The 18,063-nt window shown below is 67.4% G+C and carries 13 protein-coding genes, 1 tRNA gene and 1 pseudogene; 9 read left to right on the top strand and 6 right to left on the bottom strand.

Annotated elements, in window-relative coordinates; genetic code table 11:
- Positions 1 to 10 precede the first annotated feature (10 nt).
- The 3 genes from UAA55_RS17995 to UAA55_RS17985 all read right to left on the bottom strand — a co-directional run bounded on the left by UAA55_RS17995 (position 11) and on the right by UAA55_RS17985 (position 5,022).
- The gene (locus UAA55_RS17995) at positions 11 to 2,524 is read right to left on the bottom strand and encodes a glycogen/starch/alpha-glucan phosphorylase (RefSeq protein ID WP_416235202.1); all 2,514 of its coding nucleotides are present in this window, start codon (positions 2,522 to 2,524) and stop codon (positions 11 to 13) included.
- 551 nt (positions 2,525 to 3,075) lie between these two features.
- Positions 3,076 to 4,653, bottom strand: coding sequence for a sensor histidine kinase (locus UAA55_RS17990; protein WP_322954425.1), 1,578 nt, complete (start codon positions 4,651 to 4,653; stop codon positions 3,076 to 3,078).
- Between the two features lie 21 nt (positions 4,654 to 4,674).
- Positions 4,675 to 5,022 carry a response regulator gene (locus tag UAA55_RS17985; protein WP_322954424.1) on the bottom strand — a complete coding sequence of 116 codons (348 nt, stop codon included), beginning with the start codon at positions 5,020 to 5,022 and terminating at the stop codon, positions 4,675 to 4,677.
- A 195-nt stretch (positions 5,023 to 5,217) separates the two neighbouring features.
- Between UAA55_RS17985 and UAA55_RS17980 the strand changes: the two genes are divergently transcribed.
- Positions 5,218 to 5,502: an NHLP leader peptide family RiPP precursor gene (locus UAA55_RS17980; protein ID WP_322954423.1), complete on the top strand. Its 285-nt coding sequence runs from the start codon at positions 5,218 to 5,220 to the stop codon at positions 5,500 to 5,502.
- 43 nt (positions 5,503 to 5,545) lie between these two features.
- Here the strand turns inward: UAA55_RS17980 and UAA55_RS17975 are convergent, their stop codons facing one another.
- Both UAA55_RS17975 and UAA55_RS17970 read right to left on the bottom strand, forming a co-directional pair.
- Entirely contained in the window at positions 5,546 to 5,671 is a 126-nt protein-coding gene (locus UAA55_RS17975) for a hypothetical protein (RefSeq protein ID WP_322954422.1), read from the bottom strand.
- 225 nt (positions 5,672 to 5,896) lie between these two features.
- Positions 5,897 to 5,970, bottom strand: a tRNA-Cys gene (locus UAA55_RS17970).
- 308 nt (positions 5,971 to 6,278) lie between these two features.
- Here UAA55_RS17970 and UAA55_RS17965 point away from each other — a divergent pair.
- From UAA55_RS17965 to UAA55_RS17945, 5 genes and pseudogenes are all read left to right on the top strand, one after another.
- A complete protein-coding gene (locus tag UAA55_RS17965) occupies positions 6,279 to 6,932 on the top strand; it encodes a protein-L-isoaspartate O-methyltransferase family protein (RefSeq protein ID WP_145622230.1) in 654 nt (217 codons plus the stop codon).
- A 282-nt stretch (positions 6,933 to 7,214) separates the two neighbouring features.
- Positions 7,215 to 8,588 (top strand): TolC family outer membrane protein, encoded by a 1,374-nt coding sequence (locus UAA55_RS17960; RefSeq protein ID WP_322954421.1) that lies wholly within the window; start codon positions 7,215 to 7,217, stop codon positions 8,586 to 8,588.
- Positions 8,589 to 9,072: 484 nt separating this feature from the next.
- Positions 9,073 to 9,498: a PopZ family protein gene (locus UAA55_RS17955; RefSeq protein WP_322954418.1), complete on the top strand. Its 426-nt coding sequence runs from the start codon at positions 9,073 to 9,075 to the stop codon at positions 9,496 to 9,498.
- 112 nt (positions 9,499 to 9,610) lie between these two features.
- A pseudogene (locus tag UAA55_RS17950) lies at positions 9,611 to 12,260 on the top strand (valine--tRNA ligase).
- 177 nt (positions 12,261 to 12,437) lie between these two features.
- Positions 12,438 to 12,920, top strand: a complete 483-nt coding sequence (locus tag UAA55_RS17945; RefSeq protein ID WP_322954416.1) for a hypothetical protein — start codon at positions 12,438 to 12,440, stop codon at positions 12,918 to 12,920.
- Between the two features lie 859 nt (positions 12,921 to 13,779).
- Here UAA55_RS17945 and gph read toward each other — a convergent pair.
- Positions 13,780 to 14,718, bottom strand: a complete 939-nt coding sequence (gene gph / locus UAA55_RS17940; protein WP_322954414.1) for a phosphoglycolate phosphatase — start codon at positions 14,716 to 14,718, stop codon at positions 13,780 to 13,782.
- Between the two features lie 145 nt (positions 14,719 to 14,863).
- Between gph and glmU the strand changes: the two genes are divergently transcribed.
- The 3 genes from glmU to UAA55_RS17925 all read left to right on the top strand — a co-directional run bounded on the left by glmU (position 14,864) and on the right by UAA55_RS17925 (position 18,042).
- Positions 14,864 to 16,231 carry a bifunctional UDP-N-acetylglucosamine diphosphorylase/glucosamine-1-phosphate N-acetyltransferase GlmU gene (gene glmU / locus UAA55_RS17935; protein ID WP_322954412.1) on the top strand — a complete coding sequence of 456 codons (1,368 nt, stop codon included), beginning with the start codon at positions 14,864 to 14,866 and terminating at the stop codon, positions 16,229 to 16,231.
- Between the two features lie 84 nt (positions 16,232 to 16,315).
- On the top strand, positions 16,316 to 17,794 hold the full coding sequence (locus UAA55_RS17930) for a SulP family inorganic anion transporter (RefSeq protein WP_322954411.1): 1,479 nt from the start codon (positions 16,316 to 16,318) through the stop codon (positions 17,792 to 17,794).
- Entirely contained in the window at positions 17,686 to 18,042 is a 357-nt protein-coding gene (locus UAA55_RS17925; RefSeq protein WP_322954487.1) for an STAS domain-containing protein, read from the top strand. The genes UAA55_RS17930 and UAA55_RS17925 overlap by 109 nt, the downstream gene beginning before the upstream one ends.
- Positions 18,043 to 18,063 lie beyond the last annotated feature (21 nt).

Genomic DNA, 18,063 nt, shown 5'->3' with positions numbered 1-18,063 from the left:
CAGGCCTCCCTCAACCAATGCGGGGGGCCGGCAGGCCCCAGATGTCCGTCGCGTATTCGGCGATGGCCCGGTCGGACGAGAAGAAGCCCATGTGCGCCGTGTTGATGATGGCCGAGCGCCACCACGCCGCCGTGTCCTGCCAGCGGGCGTCGACGGCGCGCTGGGCGGCGTAATAGGCGTCGAAGTCGGCGGCCACCATGAAATAGTCGTGGTGGCGCACGCTGTTCACCAGGTCGCCGAAGCGGCCCGGCTCACCGGGGGAGTAGACACCCGCGCCGACGGCGTCCAGCACCTCCTCCAGCAGGGGGGAGGCGGCGATGACGTCGCTCATGTCGATGCCCTTGCGCCGGCGTTCTTCCACCTGTTCCGTCGTCAGGCCGAAGATGAAGATGTTGTCGTCGCCGACATGCTCCTTGATCTCGACATTGGCGCCGTCCAGCGTGCCGATGGTCAGCGCGCCGTTCAGCGCCAACTTCATGTTGCCGGTGCCCGACGCCTCCATGCCGGCGGTGGAAATCTGCTCCGACAGGTCGGCGGCGGGGATGATGGCCTCCGCCAGGCTGACGTTGTAGTTGGGCAGGAACACCACCTTCAGCAGGCGGCGCACCACCGGGTCGCGGTTGACCAGCCGGGCCACGTCGTTGGCCAGCTTGATGATCAGCTTGGCCTGGTGATAGCTGGCGGCGGCCTTGCCGGCGAAGATCTTCACCCGCGGCACCCAGTTGCCGCCGGGGTTGGCGCGTATGGCGTCGTACAGCGCCACGATCTCCAGGATGTTCAGCAGCTGGCGCTTGTACTCGTGGATGCGCTTGATCTGCACGTCGAACAAGGCGTCGGGGCTGACCGACACGTCCAGCCGGCGGCGGATCAGGCCGGCCAGCTCCGCCTTCTTGGCCCGGCGGATGGCGCGGAAGCGCTCCACCACACCGGCGTCGCCGGCGAACTTCTCGAAGTCGATCAGGGCGGCTGGGTCGTCCAGCACGCGCGAACCGCAGCAATCCACCAGCAGCTCCGTCAGGCCGGGGTTGGCCTCGAACAGCCAGCGGCGGAAGGTGATGCCGTTGGTCTTGTTGACGATGCGGCCGGGATAGAAGCGGTTCAGCTGATGGAACAAGGTGCGCTGCACCAGATCGGAATGCAGGGCCGACACGCCGTTGATCTTGTGCGAGCCGATGAAGGCCAGGTTGCCCATGCGCACGCGCCGGCCGTGGCTCTCATCGATCAGCGACAGTTCCGACAGCACGCCGCCGTCATGCTCGCCCTTCGACCGCACCAGGTCCAGGTGGCGGGCGTTGATCATGTAGATGATCTGCATGTGCCGGGGCAGCAACCGTTCCATCAACGGAACGGGCCAGCTTTCCAGCGCTTCCGGCAGCAGGGTGTGGTTGGTGTAGGAGAAGACGGCCTTGGTGATCTCCCACGCCTCGTCCCAGCCGAAATCCTCCAGGTCGATCAGCACGCGCATCAGCTCGGCGATGGCGATGGCCGGGTGGGTGTCGTTCAGCTGGATGGCCACCTTCTCAGGCAGCAGCTCCAGCTCGCCATGGTGCTGCTTGTGGCGGCGGATGATGTCCTGCATCGAGGCGGAGACGAAGAAGTACTCCTGCCGCAAGCGCAGCTCCAGGCCGGCCGGGGTGGCGTCGCTGGGATACAGCACCTTGGAGATGGCCTCCAGCCGCACGCGGGCGGCCAGGGCGCCGACATGGTCGCCTTGGTTGAACGCGTCCAGCCGCAGGGCGTCCGGCGCCCGGGCCGACCACAGGCGCAGGGTGTTGACGTGCCGCGCCCGCCAGCCGGGGACCGGGGTGTCGAAGGCGATGGCGTCCACCGTCTCCTCCGGCCGCCAGTAGTGCCGGGTGACCTCCTCGCTGACCTCCACCGTCTCCACGGTGCCGCCGAAGCCCACGGAATAGTCGACCTCGGGCCGCTCGAATTCCCAAGGGTTGCCGAAGGTCAGCCAGTTTTCCGGATATTCGCGCTGCCAGCCGTCCTTGATGACCTGGCGGAACAGGCCGTGGTCATAGCGGATGCCATAGCCGTGGGCCGCGATCTGCAGTGTCGCCATGCTTTCCATGAAGCAGGCGGCCAGACGGCCCAGGCCGCCGTTGCCCAGGGCCGCGTCCGGTTCGATCTTGCGCAGCTCATCCAGATCCACGCCCAGATCGTCCAGGGCTTGGCGCACCGGTTCCGTCAGGCCGGTTTCCATCAGGGCGTCGGCCAGCAGGCGGCCGATCAGGAATTCCAGCGACAGGTAATAGACCCGCTTGCGCTTGGATTCGTAGGTGGCGCGGGTGGAGGCCATCCACTGGTCCACGATGCGGTCGCGCACGGCCAGGGTGGTGGCGATGAACCAGTCGCGCTGGCTGGCCACCTCGGGATTCTTGCCCACCGCGTACATCAGCTTGGCGACGATGGCCGCGCGCATCGTGTCGCGGCTGACGGGGGCTGCCTGGACGGCGTCTGCCTGGACGGGCTCGGAGGGGACGGGCTCTGGGGGCACGGACGGGACAGGCTGGTCGATCACGCTGTCATTCCTTTCGAAGCAAGACATCGCCGTATCAGCTTTGCATGTCTGTTGCACCGCGGCAATATTGACCGACACCATCAAACAGGCCGCCACCGCCCGTGTCACCTCGTTGATATGACAATCTTTTGCGGGGACGCGCCCGCAATGCGACGCACTGTTTCAAGAACTGGGAGTAAGGGCGTGGGGCGCGACCAATGATCTTGGCCGTGGCAACCGTTATCCCGGCCCCCTGGTTCCATGGACGGGCCTGGAACGGGGCCTCGGAATCACGATGGGCCATGCGCCACCGCACATGACCCTGAGACCGCGTCGTCACTTATTGCGCCCCGGCCCAAAGGTCTGCGCAGCGACCATCGCAAGCTATTGAAAAAAACAAACAAGTCCGCGCGCCCAATGCGATTGATCAATTCGGCGCAAAATATCGACGCAGAAAACTTCCCGGCGATAAAAAGGCCCACTCAATGGCGCGTCTAGGTGTTTGGCCCCAGTTTTGACGCCGCTGATGGGAACGCGCTGCGTCCTCCCGATGTCAGCCGGAGCGTATCTGATCAGCGACCTTGAGCTGCGGCGGCGCTTGGCGCGCGGTGCAGCGGCAGCCACAAGGTAAGGCGCGTGCCCATGGGACCGGAATGCCAGGTGATGGTGCCGCCCACGGCCTGGGCCCGGCGCTGCTGGTTCCGTAGGCCCCGGCCGGTGGATGTCGCCAGGGCCTTTTCCGCATCGAAGCCCCGCCCATCGTCCTCGATCGTGACGCGCACGCCGGCCACATTCCCTTGGGCGTCGGGCGCGGTGCCCAGCCGGACGCGTCGGGGGTCGGCATGGTGCAGGGCGTTCGCGATGCCCTCCTGCAGGATGCGCAGGATATGCAGCGCGCTGCCCGGATCCAGCCAGACGAGGGTCGGCAGGTCCTGCACATCCCACACCAGGGCGATGCCCGATCCTTCCAGGCGCGGTTCCAGCCGGTAGCGCAGCGAGGCCAGCAGCAGCAGCAGGTCGGCGTCCATCGGCTCCATGGAATCGATGGCCAGCTTCAGGTCGTCCAGGCAGCCCTTCAGGATTTGCGAGACCTCGGCGTCGTTCACGGCGCCCCGCTCGACGGAGCGGATGGCGCTGATCAGCGAGGCGCCCACGCCGTCGTGCATATCCTGCATCAGACGCTGGCGCTCGTCACTGATGGTCTGGCGCCGTTCCACCTCGCGCAGGCGCTGGTGGCTGACCTCCAACTCGGCTTCGCGGATCCGCAGGCGTTCGGCCAAGTCGGCGTTGGCCCGTTGCATCCTGGCTATGGCGGCGCTATAGCGCCGGTACAAGAGGATGCCGACAAGCACCAGGGCGACGACGTTGATGTAAGCCCCCAGGAACCAGCCATCGAGGCCCAGGCCGCTGGAATGCATCCATTGGTCGGCTACGCCCAGCATGACACAGACGCCGACACAGCTGACCACCATGCGCGTCGCGCTGAACCCGGGCCCGGCCTGCGTCATGTCCACAATGCTGACACTGGCCGCCATCGCCAGCGCCATGCCGTAGAGTGCGGGAATGAGGAAGGGTGCCCAGGATAGCACCGGTATCGGCCCCGCTGCCGGCACTGTCAGCAGGGTGACGGCACCCGCCACCATGGTCGCGGCCCCGGTCAGGATCGTGAACGGGGGACGCAACGCCGGACGCAACAGAAAAAAATGAATGATCCCGATAAGCCAGAACAAGGTGCAGATCGTCAGCCAAGTGAACCAGTCGGTGACGAGGCCGGGGTTCAAGTAAAAGTGGAGGTGCGCGGTGAAGGAGATGACCGCCAAGCTGAAAAACAGCATATAGCCGAATGATCGCCGCCGTTGGAACCACACGCGCAGGGCATAGAACCCTGATCCCAGGAAAACGACATCCAGGGCCGCGGGCAGATCACGCTGAAGGAATTCGCTCAAGGGGAGACGGCCGGGCAGCGCCTGCCCTGGTTCCGCGGCCAGGGAAAACAGGACGGCTCGCGCCATCTGTCCCCGACCGTCCCAGCCGCCCATGGCGCCGATCAGGCTGACGACGGCCAGCGGCATCACCGACAATAGGATCACCACGGCGGAGAGAAGGGAAGTGGGGCGGTATTTCATGCGGGCGATCACGCGGCGTCCCATCGGGGTTTCGGGTGCGGAGTGTTATTGGTTCATCAGATAGCCGGCCGCACCGGCCTCGATCGACCACGTGATGTTCGTCCCGTCGCCGAAGCTGGAACTGGCCATGACGCTGCATTCCGGCCGGCGCTGGGCGGCGGCGCGGATGATGTCGATGCCGCTGCCGTCGGGCAGGCCCAGGTCGACCAGCAGCACGTCGGCCGGCGGCCTGTCCCGCAGCGCCAGCCCATCGGCGCGGGTGGTGGCGGCGACGCCCGCCAGCCGCAGGTCGACGGCGGTCTGGACCGCCCGGCGCAACGCGTCCAGGAAGCCCGCGTCGTCCTCGACGATCGCGATGGCCACGCGGGACGGTGCCAGGGTTGTGGTGGGCATGGGCTGCATAAGGACACTGCCATATAGGGGTATGCGACAGCCAGTGTCGCGCGTTTGTTCTACAGACAGGATCCAGCTCCGTAAATACTCTCACATGAGATCGGCAGCGAGTACATAGGCGCACCAGTAACGGTATGGAAATAACCGGTATTGCAAGCAGACGGCCGCGTCCCGCGATATTGGGGGAGTAGGGGCATGAACGGGCAAGAGAACCTGAAGACCACCAGCAAGATCATCGCCAAGGCTTGGTCCGACGATGGGTTCAAGGCGCGGCTACTGGCCGATCCGGCCGCCGTGCTGGAGGCCGAGGGGCCCCACGTTCCGTCCGGTGTCCGCGTGTCGATCGTTGAGAACACCGCGGCCAGCTACACGCTGGTCTTGCCGGCCAAGCCGGTGGACATGTCGGACGCGGACCTGGACCAGACCGGCGGCTATTGGTGCCACACCGGCGGGCTTTTCCTCAATTCCTATCCCTGGTGAACGACCTCAACGCTTTGGGCCAACGCTCTGGCCTATGGCCGGATCAACCAACCAAACCTTCACCCCGTCCCTCAAGCCGGCGGATTTGTCCGATGGTGAACCGGACGGCATCGGCTTCGGCCTGCTGGGCGGCCGGGTCGGTGGTAATGGAAGGGCTGGCGACGGCCATGATGGGGCAGGTCCGGCTCCCGGTGGTGATGGGAGGGAGGTAGTGTGGCAAGGGGATATGCCACCTGGGGAGGTGGTGGGGATTTGCGGGGGAGGGGCGGCCGGGGGGCGGGAGGTCCGGGGGCGGGAGGTCCGAGTGCGGCGGGCCTATGCGCCGAATTGCGCAGGATTATGCGCCGTTTTGCGCAACCTTTGGGCCGCTTAACACATACTAAGTGGGGAGAGTTGGAGGCACGGCCGGGAATCGAACCCGGATTCACGGATTTGCAGTCCGTTGCATCACCATTCTGCCACCGCGCCATCCACGAGACCGACCGGTGGGGCCGTCCAGCGGCGCCTGCGGTCAGGGCAGGGCGCCTCTATAGCGTCGCCCGTCGGGGCGGTCAAGCATGCTGGCGTCGCTTTCTGACGTTTCGGTGACGGCGCGGGGCCACGGCCGCGCCGAGGGCTTGGCGGGGGGCGGCGGATGGGCGCCCGGTGCAGGCATCAATTGTCTTCGGGCGGCGGGGGAGATATATACCGATCCTGGTTTTTCAAGCGTGTGCGGGCCGAACGGCCCTGTGGCGCGCATCTTCCTCCGCCTCGTTTCCATCAGATCGGTATATCCCATGGCCGCCGACTACACCGCCGCCCGCGTCAACATGATCGAGGGGCAAATTCGACCCAACAAGGTGACCGACCCCTTCGTGGTTGAGGCTTTCCTGGCCATCCCGCGTGAGCGGTTCGTGCCCGAGGCGCTGGCTGGCGTCGCCTATGTCGACGAGGACGTTCCCGTGGCCCCTGGCCGCTACCTGATGGAGCCGATGGTCCTGGCCCGCCTGGTCCAGGAACTGTCCTTGACCCGCGCCGACAAGGTGCTGGCCGTGGGTGTGGCCACCGGCTACGCCGCTGCCATCATGGCCGAGATGGCCGGCTCGGTGGTGGCGCTGGAAAGCGACCCCGCCCTGGTCGAGGCCGCGCGCAAGGCTCTGGCCGGTGTCGCCGGCGTCACCGTGGTGCAGGGTGACTTGGCCGCCGGCCACGCCGCCAAGGCCCCCTATGGCGCCATCCTGATCGACGGTTCCGTGCCCGAGGTGCCGGCCAGCCTGCTGGACCAGCTGCCCGAGGGCGGCCGCCTGGTGGCCGTGGTCATCAACGCCGCCGGCCTGGGCGAGGCGCGCTATTACCGCAAGGTGGGTGGCGTGGTGTCGCACCGCATCCTGTTCGACGCCGCCGTCCGGCCCCTGCCGGGCTTCGAGCGCCGCGCCGAATTCGTGTTCTGATCCGGGGGCCCGCGCGGGCGATCGAAGGTTCGCGTCGGGGACAGGGCGCGGCTGTGAGGCCGCCCGACGGCCCCCCGGAACATGGCCTTAAGTGGACCTTTGCGGTTCCACCGATCATGTTACAGAGTGTTTTTTAAGGGGCGCGTTGGCGCCGATGGGGATTCGGGGTGCGGTTCCGCCACGGTCGCGTGCGTCATGGCGCGCCCCGCCTGTAATATTCATTTAAGGTGTTTGGGGAAAATGGCGATGCAATTGAACACCGCTGGCTGTGGGGCAGAGGGCATGGGAACCGGACATTGGGTGAAGCGGGCGCGCCGGCTGGTTGCGGCCCTGCCGTTGACGGCGCTGGCCTTGACCGTGGCGACCGTGGCCCACGGCCAATCGCTGGAAGACGCGCTGAGCCAGGCCTACCAGAACAATCCCACGCTGGAGGCTGGCCGCGCCGGCCAGCGCGCCACGGATGAAGGCGTGCCCCAGGCCCGTGCCAGCATGCTGCCCACCGTCACCGCCGACGGCAACCTGGGCAAGGAACGGCTGAGCCAGGGCAACGCCATCCAGCACATGAACCCCGCGCAGAGCGGCGTCACCATCAACCAGGCGATCTACGCCGGCGGCAGCATCCAGGCCGGCATCAGCCAGGCTGAGAACCAGGTGGAGGCCGGCCGGGCCAACCTGCTGGACACCGAGCAGCAGGTGCTGCTGGCCGCCGCCACCGCCTATCTGGACGTGGTGCGCGACCAGGCCGTCCTGGACCTGAACATCAACAACGAGCAGGTGCTGACCCGCCAGTTGGAAGCGTCGCGCGATCGCTTCCGCGTGGGTGAGCTGACCCGCACCGACGTCAGCCAGTCCGAGTCGCGCCTGGCCGGCGCCACCGCCGACCGCATTTCGGCCCAGGGCGCCCTGGCCGCCAGCCGCGCCACCTACGCCAAGCTGATGGGCCAGGTGCCCGGCACGCTGAAGCAGCCGACCCGCGTGGTGCATCTGCCGGTTAACCAGGATGAGACCATGGCCGCCGCCGAGGTGTCGGCGCCCGTGGTCGTCGCCGCGCGCTACAACCACAAGGCGTCGCAGGACGCGGTCGACGGCGCCTTCGGCCAGATGCTGCCGCAGCTGTCGGCCAGCGCCCAATACTACCGCAACTGGGACCAGTCGCTTCCCGGCGTGCAGTACGACACGGCCGTCATTTCCGCCCGCGTCACCATTCCGCTGTATGAGGGCGGCGGCACCTCGGCCAAGGTGCGCGGCGCCAAGCAGACGGAACAGCAGCGCCGCACCCAGGTGATGGAGGCCGTGCGTTCGGCTGATGAGACGGCGGTGAAGGCCTGGCAGGCCCTGGTGACGGCCCGCGCCGCCATCGAGGCCTACAAGAGCGCCGTCGCCTCCAACGAGATCGCGCTGGAAGGCGTGCGGCAGGAGCAGTCGGTGGGTTCCCGCACCATCCTGGATGTGCTGAACGCCGAGCAGGAACTGGTGAACGCCAAGGTGCAGCTGGTCCGTGCCCAGCATGACGAGCAGGTGGCCTCATACCAGGTGCTGTCGGCCGTGGGTGACCTGACCGCGGCCAAGCTGGGCCTGAACGTGCCATTGTACGACGCCAAGGCCCACTATGAAGAGGTCAAGGACAAGCTCTGGGGCCCTTCGATCGAGAAGTGAGGCCATCGGGGAAGTAAGCGGCGGTTTTTCCCACCGTCCGCGTGAGATCGGGGCGGCTCCAACGCATGGGGGCTGCCCTTTTCTTTTGTGGAAATCCGGTGGCTCGCCCTATTCTTGGCGGTTGAAGCAATGGCGGGGTCGAATTGGGTGGGGCGGGATGACCCGGGCCAGCATTGGCGGCCGGCGCGTCCGTGATTAACCCAATGGCATTTTTACTGTTCTTGCCCTAGGCTGCCCCGAATGTCGGTGCCCTACATCGGTACGGGGCCCGCGCGCTTACAGGTCCACGCCGTTACAGGTCAGGTTAGGCAACAATGGCTGACAAGTCACAACAAGAACCTTCGATGGAGGAGATCCTCGCCTCCATCCGGCGGATCATTTCTGAAGACACCGACGCCCCGCCGCCTGAGCCGGAGGCGCCGCCTCCCCCCCGCCGCCTCCCCCTCCGCCCCCGCCGGAGGACGACATTTTCGAGGCGGTGCCCATGCCTCCTCCTCCTCCTCCGCCGCCGCCGCCGCCTCCGCCGGAGGATGACGTGCTGGAACTGACGGACATCATCCCGGATGAGCCCGAGCCGGAGCCTGAGCCCCTGCCGGATCCGTTCGCGTATGAGCCGCCGCCCCCGCCGCCGCGCCGTCCGCCACCGCCCATGGACGACGACCGGCTGATGTCGCAGTTCACGGAAGAGGCCGCCAGCCGCGCCTTCTCCGGCCTGTCCAGCTTCCGCCGCGGTGGCCCCAGCCTGACGGGGGAGGGGCCCATCGGTCGCTCCGACGTCACGCTGGAGGAGATCGTCCACGTCCTGGTTCGCCCCATCCTGCGCGAATGGCTGGATGAGAACCTGCCCTCGCTGGTCGAGCGCCTGGTCAAGCGCGAGATCGAGAAGGTGGTACGGCGCGGACTCGACTGAGGCGCGCCGCTTCGATAAACCTTGGCACAGTAATGTCGTGTCATAGGGGGCGGCGCCGGACCCCGCGCCGCCCTTTTCTTTTGTTTTGAGCCCGTGATTTCAGGTGCCCGCCATGCTGGACAAGACCTTCTCCCCCGCCGATGTCGAAAGCAGCCGCTATGAGCGCTGGGAGCGCTCGGGCGCTTTCGCCGCCCATGTGGACAGCAACGCCCAGCCCTACACCATCATGATGCCGCCGCCCAACGTGACGGGCAGCCTGCACATGGGCCACGCGCTGACCTTCACGCTGCAGGACCTGTTGATCCGCTATCACCGCATGAGCGGCCGCGACGCCCTGTGGCAGCCGGGCACGGATCACGCCGGCATCGCCACCCAGATGGTGGTGGAGCGCAACCTGGCCAAGGAAGGCAAGACGCGTGCCGAGATGGGCCGTGAGGCCTTCCTGCGGAAGGTCTGGGAGTGGAAGGCCGAGTCCGGCGGTACCATCACCCGTCAGCTGCGCCGCCTGGGCGCTTCCCCCGACTGGTCACGTGAACGCTTCACCATGGATGAGGGCCTGAACGCCGCGGTCCGTAAGGTGTTCGTCGAGCTATACCGCCAGGGCCTGATCTATCGCGACAAGCGCCTGGTGAACTGGGACCCCAAGCTGCACACCGCCATCTCCGACCTGGAGGTCGAGCAGAAGGAGGTGAAGGGCAGCCTGTGGTACTTCCGCTATCCGGTGGAAGGCATGGCGGATACCTTTATCACCGTTGCCACCACACGGCCCGAGACAATGTTGGGCGACACCGGCGTCGCCGTGCATCCGGACGATGAACGCTACAAGGATCTGGTGGGCCGCCATGTCATCCTGCCCATCACCGGCCGCCGCATCCCCATCGTCGCCGACGAATACGCCGATCCGGAGACCGGCACCGGTGCCGTGAAGATCACTCCCGCCCATGACTTCAACGATTTCGAGGTCGGTAAGCGGCACAACCTGCCCATGATCAACCTGTTCGACCGCGACGCGAAGCTGAACGAGCATGCGCCGGCCGAGTACCAGGGACTGGATCGCTTCGCCGCCCGCAAGAAGGTGGTGGAGGAGATCGAGGCTTTGGGCCTGTTGGAAAAGATCGACCCCCACACCCTGATGCAGCCGCACGGTGACCGCAGCGGCGTGGTCATCGAGCCCTGGCTGACCGACCAGTGGTATTGCGACGCTGTCACCCTGGCCAAGCCCGCGCTGGAGGCGGTGGAGCAGGGCAAGACCCAGTTCGTGCCCAAGCAGTGGGAAAACACCTATTACGAGTGGATGCGCAACATCCAGCCGTGGTGCATCAGCCGCCAGCTGTGGTGGGGCCACCAGAATCCCGGCCTGGTTCGGGCCGGATGGCAAATTCTTCGTCGCCGAGACGGAGGCCGAGGCCCAGGCCGAGGCGGATGCCCATTACGGCGCCGCCACGCCCCTGACCCGCGACGCCGACGTGCTGGATACCTGGTTCTCGTCCGCCCTGTGGCCCTTCTCCACCCTGGGCTGGCCGGAGAAGACGCCGGAGTTGGCGCGCTATTACCCCGGCGATGTGCTGGTCACCGGCTTCGACATCATCTTCTTCTGGGTCGCCCGCATGATGATGATGGGCATCCATTTCATGGGCGACGTGCCCTTCCGCACCATCTACATCCACGCCCTGGTGCGGGATGAGAAGGGGCAGAAGATGTCGAAGTCCAAGGGCAACGTCATCGATCCCCTGGACCTGATCGACCAGTACGGCTGCGACGCCCTGCGCTTCACCCTAACCGCCATGGCAGCCCAGGGCCGCGACATCAAGCTGGCGACCTCGCGCGTCGAGGGCTACCGCAACTTCGCGACCAAGCTGTGGAACGCCGCCCGCTACGCCCAGATGAACCAGGTGGCGCCCGTCCCGGGCTTCGCGCCCACCGGCCTCAGCCAGACGGTCAACCGTTGGATCGTGGGCGCGGTGGCCGATTGCGCGGCGCAGGTGACCGAGGCGCTGGAGGGCTATCGCTTCAACGATGCCGCCAACGCCCTGTACCACTTCGCCTGGGGCAGCTTCTGCGACTGGTACCTGGAATTCACCAAACCCATCCTGCAGGGTGAGGATGAGGCTGCGAAGGCCGAGACCCGTGCCGTCACCGCCTGGGTGCTGGACCAGATCCTGCATCTGCTGCACCCCATCATGCCCTTCCTGACGGAAGAGCTGTGGGAGAAGCTGGGCGAGGGCCAGCAGCGCGGCGACCTGATCACCGCCGCCTGGCCGGACTATCCGGCGGCCTACAAGGACGCCGGCGCCCAGGCCGAGATGGACTGGGTGGTGCGCTTCATCTCCACCATCCGCACCATCCGGTCGGAAATGAACGTGCCGCCGTCGGCCCAGTTGCCGCTGCTGGTGAAAGGGGCGGGGGCTGAAACCGCCGCCCGCCTGACGACGCACCGCGACCTGATCCTGAAGCTGGCGCGCCTCTCCGACATCACCCTGACGGAGGAGGCGCCGGCCACCGGCGCCGTGCAGGCGGTGGTGGACGAGGCGACACTGGTCCTGCCCCTGGCCGACTTCATTGATATCGCCAAGGAGAAGGCCCGCCTGGCCAAGGAAATCCAGAAGCTGGAGGGCGAGATCGCCAAGGTCGATGCCAAGCTGGGCAACCCCAACTTCGTCGACAAGGCCCCGCCCGAGGTGATCGAGGAGCAGCGGGAGCGCCGGGCCGAGGCAGATAGCACCCGCGCCAAGCTGGCCGAGGCGCTGTCCCGCCTGGGATGACGCCGGGCTTGCCCAAAGGGATATGACGTGACGGACGGCCGCCCCGGGGAAGGAACCCTGGGGCGGCTGTTTGTCACATGGCTGTGTTCATCGGGTTAATGCGACCTATGCGGGAGATGCCGCAAAGGGCGGCATCTTGACCTCAACCTTGAGGACGCGATGACCGCTGGGCGTTGGATGATGGGGATTGCGGCCGTGGCCGTCGTGGCCGGCTGCGCGCAACAGCATGTGCAGGTGGTGCCCGTCACCATGAACGGCGTCACGGCGGTCAAGCCCGCCGGCAAGCCGATGCCGGAGCAGGTCACGCTGACCCGCACCGTTCCCGTCGGGCAGGAACGGGAACTGAACTTCTATCAGGGACTGCATGAGGACTGCGCGCCGATCCAAGGTATAACGGTGCAGATCCTCACGCCGCCGGCGCATGGCACCGCCACCCTGCGGGATGGCAAGGATTATCCGACCTTCCCCGCCGGCAACCCCCGCGCCGTCTGCAACAAGACGGCCATGCCCGCCCAGCAGCTGTGGTACCAGCCGGCCCCCGGCTATACGGGCGCGGACGTGTTGGAGGTGCAGGTCTTCTATCCCATGGGGACGGCCCAGAGGCAGACCTACACCGTCAACGTCGAGGGTGTTGTCGCCACCAAGCCCGTCGCCCCCTAGGACCCCTTATCGTTCCGTAAGGGGGCGAAAGGGCCGGGCGCCGCCGCCGTGGGCCTCTTCAGCCAGATGCCGGCCAAGGCCACGAAGGGGATGAGGTGCAGCAGGGTGCGCGTCTCGTTGGTCAAGCCCAGGGCCAGCACGGCCAGCACCTGCACCACGACGAAGGCCGCCAGCGACAGGGCACGGACGCCGTGCCGCTTCACCATCACCGCCGTCAGGCCCAGCACGGTGGCCAGGTAGACGGGGATCAGCAGCTCCAAGGACAGGCCGGGATCGGTGATCCAGTCGTAGAACTGGCCAAAATTCTCTCCCACCTGGATATGGAAATAGGCGTCGAACGTGGTGGAGGATGACTTCTGAATGTCGCGGAAGATCTTATAGCCGACTTCTTCCTTCAGCAGCATCTTGCGCAGGAATTCGATAATGGCGAAGGCGGCGACGCTGCCCAGCAGGCCGGACGCCAGCCAGCGCCAGTCCGGCCGGCGCTTTTCCACCCATGCGTCGATGACGGCCTTGGCCATCATGTAGCCGCCGATGAACACGGCCAATTCGTGGTTGAGGCAGGCTACGCCCAGCAGGGCCAGGAAGGCCCACCACGGCGCCAGGGTCAGGACCAACAGGTAGAACACCGCCGTGGTCAACACCAGGACGAAGTCCCAGATGTACAGCCAGGGCTTGGACATCAGGGACATGAACAGGATGTGCATGGCCAGCAAGGCCGTCCAGGCCTTCTGCCGTCCATCCGTTCCCTGGCCTCCCGCCGCCTGGGCGGCGTAGAACAGGGCCAGGCCGGCGCCGGTCAGACCGAACACGGCGACCACGGCGTGGGCGCTGGTCAGGTTCACGCCCACCAGCTCGATCAGATGTTCCAGGAAGGGCGCCAGCACACGCGACTGGAAGAAGCGCCAGTGCGGATAGCCCTGCAGCACGCCCACCTCGGCCTGCAGGTTCTGCAGCAGGTACTGGTCGAAGAAGTGGACGATGTGGCGCCATTGCGCCACGGCCAGGATGAAGGCTGTGCCCGTGACCAGCAGGGCGTCCAGGTACTCTTCCCGTTGGGCCCGGGTTTCCAAACCACGCATAAGCGACTTTCCCCAATAAGCCGGTGATGCCGGCCCGGCCGCTTACCCCAGGGCCAGGTCCGCCAAGGCGGCCGGCAGATCGTGGAAATGATCCACCAGCCGGTCGCCCCCAGTTGTTCCACGGGCATGCGCGGATAGCCATAGGTAACACACACGACTTGGCAACCGGCGGCACGGCCGGCGGTCACATCGTTGGCGCCGTCGCCCACCATGATGGTGTGGGCGGGGGCGGCGCCCAGCCGCGCCATGGCGTGCAGCAGGGGGCCCGGGTGCGGCTTGCGCGTGGGCAGGCTGTCGCCACCCACCACCGCCTTGAAGTGGGGGGCCAGACCGATGGCCTCCAGCACCGCGTGGGTGGCCCGTTCCGGCTTGTTGGTCACCAGGGCCAGGGGGATGTCGGCGCTCAAGGTGGCCAGCGTTTCGGCCACGCCGGGGAAGACACAGGAGGGATCCGCCGGCAACGCCTCATAGATGGCCATGTAGCGGTCGGTCATGGCGGGGACCGAGTCGGGGTCCAGGGGCCGGCCCACGGCGGCGAAGGTGCGGGTCACCAGCATGGGGGCGCCGTCGCCGATGAACTGGTGCACCCGCGCCAGGTCCAGGTTGGGCAGGCCTTCCTCATCCAGCAGGCGGTTGATGCCGGTCAGGATGTCGGGCGCGCTGTCGATCAGCGTTCCGTCGAAATCGAACAGGACGGCGGCGGGCATGAGGCGCATGGGGCGGCATCCGGGCGATGGCGGTTTCGCGAGACACCATCGTTGTGGCAGTAAGGGGGCCGTGCTGGCAATGGCGTCGGGACCGGGCTCATCCCATCTGACGACGTGTCGCGCCCTGAACAGTGCCGTAACAAGGTTATAGCCCATGACCGCTCAGACGTCGCCCTCCCTCGCTTGCATCGTCCTGGCCGCGGGCAAGGGCACCCGGATGAAGTCGGACCTGCCCAAGGTCCTGCACCCCATCGCCAATGAGCCCATGGTGGCCCATGTCCTGCGGGCGGCGTCGGCGCTGAACCCTGACCGTGTCATCGTGGTGGTGGGACCGGGGCAGGAGGGGGTGGCCAAGGCCGTGGCGCCGCACGCCACCGTGCTGCAGCCCAACCAGCTGGGTACCGCCGACGCGGTGAAGGCCGCACGCCAGGCGCTGGGCGATTTCGACGGCGACGTGCTGGTGCTGTTTGGCGACACGCCCCTGGTGCGGCCGGAGACGCTGTCCATGCTGGTACAGGCCCGGCGCGGCGCCGGCGACCCGGCCGTGGCCGTGCTGGGCATGCGCCCGGCCGACCCCAAGGCCTATGGCCGCCTGGTGCAGGACGCCGAGGGCCGGCTGACCAAGATCGTGGAGTTCCTGGACGCCACGCCGGCGGAGCGGGCCATCGGCCTGTGCAACGCCGGCCTGATGGCCTTCGATGGCCGCCGGATGTGGGGCATCCTGGATGCCATCGGCAACACCAACGCCAAGGGTGAGTACTATCTGACCGATGCCGTGACCGTGGCCCGAGCCCAGGGCCATGCCTGCGCCGTGGCGGAGGGCGATGCCCAGGATGTGGAGGGCATTAACTCCCGCGTCGAACAGGCGGCGTTGGAGAAGATCATGCAGGGCCGTCTGCGGGTTCGGGCCATGCTGAACGGCGCCACCCTGGCCGACCCGGACACGGTATGGCTCTCGGCCGACACGGTGCTGGGCCGTGACGTCAGCGTGGGCCAGAACGTGGTGTTCGGCCCCGGCGTGGTGGTGGAGGATGGCGTGACCATCCGCCCCTTCTGCCACCTGGAAGGCGTGGTGGTGCGACGGGACGCCATCATCGGCCCCTATTCCCGCCTGCGGCCCGGTTCCGACATCGGCGCCGGCGCCCACATCGGCAACTTCGTCGAGGTCAAGGCCTCCACCCTCGGCACTGGCGCCAAGGCCAACCACCTGGCCTATGTTGGTGACGCCGACATCGGTGATGGCACCAACATCGGTGCCGGCGCCATCACCTGCAACTATGACGGCACCTTCAAGTACCGCACCCAGGTGGGACGCAACGTCTTCGTCGGCACCAACGCCACCCTGGTGGCGCCGGTGCAGGTGGGCGACGGCGCCTTCATCGCCGGCGGCAGCACCATCACCCAGCCGGTGCCGGCCGACGCCCTGGCCGTGGGGCGCGGCCGCCAAGTGGTGAAGGAAGGCTGGGCCGCCGCCTTCGCCGCCAAACAGAAGGCACGCAAGGCGGCCCAAAAGAAGGGCTGAGCGGGAAAGGGTTAGGCCGGATGGCCCGCTTGGGCGATGGTATGGGACAAAGGTGGGTGCGGCGCATTAACGACAGGGGGCGTCATGCACAGGACGATGGCGGAGCCAGGCTGGCGGGAACTTTATAAACCCAAACTGGTCACGGTGCTGCGCGAGGGGTATGGCCTGCGCGACCTGCGGGCCGACCTGGTGGCCGGCCTGACCGTGGCCATCGTGGCCTTGCCGCTGTCCATGGCCATCGCCATCGCCTCGGGCGTTACGCCGGATCGGGGTCTTTACACGGCCATCGTCGGCGGCTTCCTGGTTTCGCTGCTGGGCGGAAGCCGGTTCCAGATCGGCGGTCCGGCCGGGGCCTTCATCGTGCTGGTCGCCGCGTCGGTGGAGCGGCTGGGAGTGGGCGGCATGGCGCTGGCCGTGGTCCTGTCCGGCCTGATCCTCATGGCCATCGGCGCCCTGCGCCTGGGCACCTTCATCAAGTACATCCCCTATCCCGTCACAGTGGGCTTCACCGCCGGCATTGCCGTCATCATCGCGGCCAGCCAGGCGCGTGACCTGCTGGGCCTGACGCTGCCGGGCAAGGAGCCGGGGCCGCTCGTGCCCAAGCTTCTGGCCTTGGGGCAGGCCCTGCCCACGCTGAACCCCGCCGCCCTGGGTACGGCGGTGGCGACCATCGTTCTGATCGCGCTGCTGCGGCGCTGGCGCCCTCAATGGCCCGTCCTGCTGATCGCGGTGGCGGCGGCCAGCGTGGTCGCGGCGGTTGCCCACCTGCCGGTCGAGACCATCGGAACGCGTTTCGGCGGCATCCCGCGCAGCCTGCCGGCACCCCATCTGCCGCCCCTGTCGCCGGACCTGGTGTTGGCGGTCCTGCCGGACGCGGTGTCCTTCGCGCTGTTGGGCGCCATCGAAAGCCTGCTGTCCGCCGTGGTGGCCGATGGCATGACCGGCCGGCGCCACCGGGCCAACGCCGAGCTGGTGGCGCAAGGTGTCGCCAACATCGCCAGCGCGCTCTGCGGCGGCATCTGCGTCACCGGCACCATTGCCCGCACGGCCACCAATGTGCGGGCCGGTGCGCGCGGGCCGGTGTCCGGCATGGCGCACGCCGTGTTCCTGGCGCTGTTCATGGCCGTGGCCGCCCCGCTGGCCAGCTATATCCCCCTGCCGGCGCTGGCGGCGGTGCTGGCGATCGTCGCCTGGAACATGGCGGAGAAACATGCCTTCGGCCTGTTGCTGCGCGCGTCCTGGGGGGATGCCGCGGTGCTGCTCTCCACCTTCCTGCTGACTGTTCTGCGGGACCTGACGCTGGGCATCGTCGTCGGCTTCGCCACCGGGTCGCTGCTGTTCATCCACCGCATGGCCGGGACCCTGCGGGTGGAGGGGGCGCCCCCCTGGTGGCCCCTGACGTGGCCGATCGCGCCGGCCCGCTGCCGGACCAGCCTCAGACGCACGACGACGACATCCTGGTCTTCCGCCTGTCCGGCGCGTTCTTTTTCGGGGCGGCGGCCGGCGTGTCCGCCCTGTTCGACCGCATCGCTGCCCGGCCGCGGGCTTACGTGCTGGACCTGACGGCGGTGCCGCTGCTGGATTCCACGGCCGTCACCGTTGTCGACGGGCTGGCGGCCAAGGCGCGCAAGCAGGGGGCGGTCGTGGCCATCGCCCTGGCCGATCCGGAGGCGCGGCGCCTGCTGCTGACCCAGGGCCTGAAGCCGCCGCGGGTTTATTTCGGCCGCACCCTGGACCAGGCCCTGGTCCGGGCCCGCCGTGCCTTGGGCCGGTCGGGGGACCAGCCGGATACGGATCACGAAGCGGCCTGAGCCCCAAGGTCCAAGATCCGG

This window comes from Nitrospirillum guanabarense (genome assembly GCF_034653355.1).
Taxonomy (GTDB): Bacteria; Pseudomonadota; Alphaproteobacteria; order Azospirillales; family Azospirillaceae; genus Nitrospirillum.
Note: the sequence above shows the minus strand (reverse complement) of the source record. Positions and strands in the feature narration are given on the sequence as shown.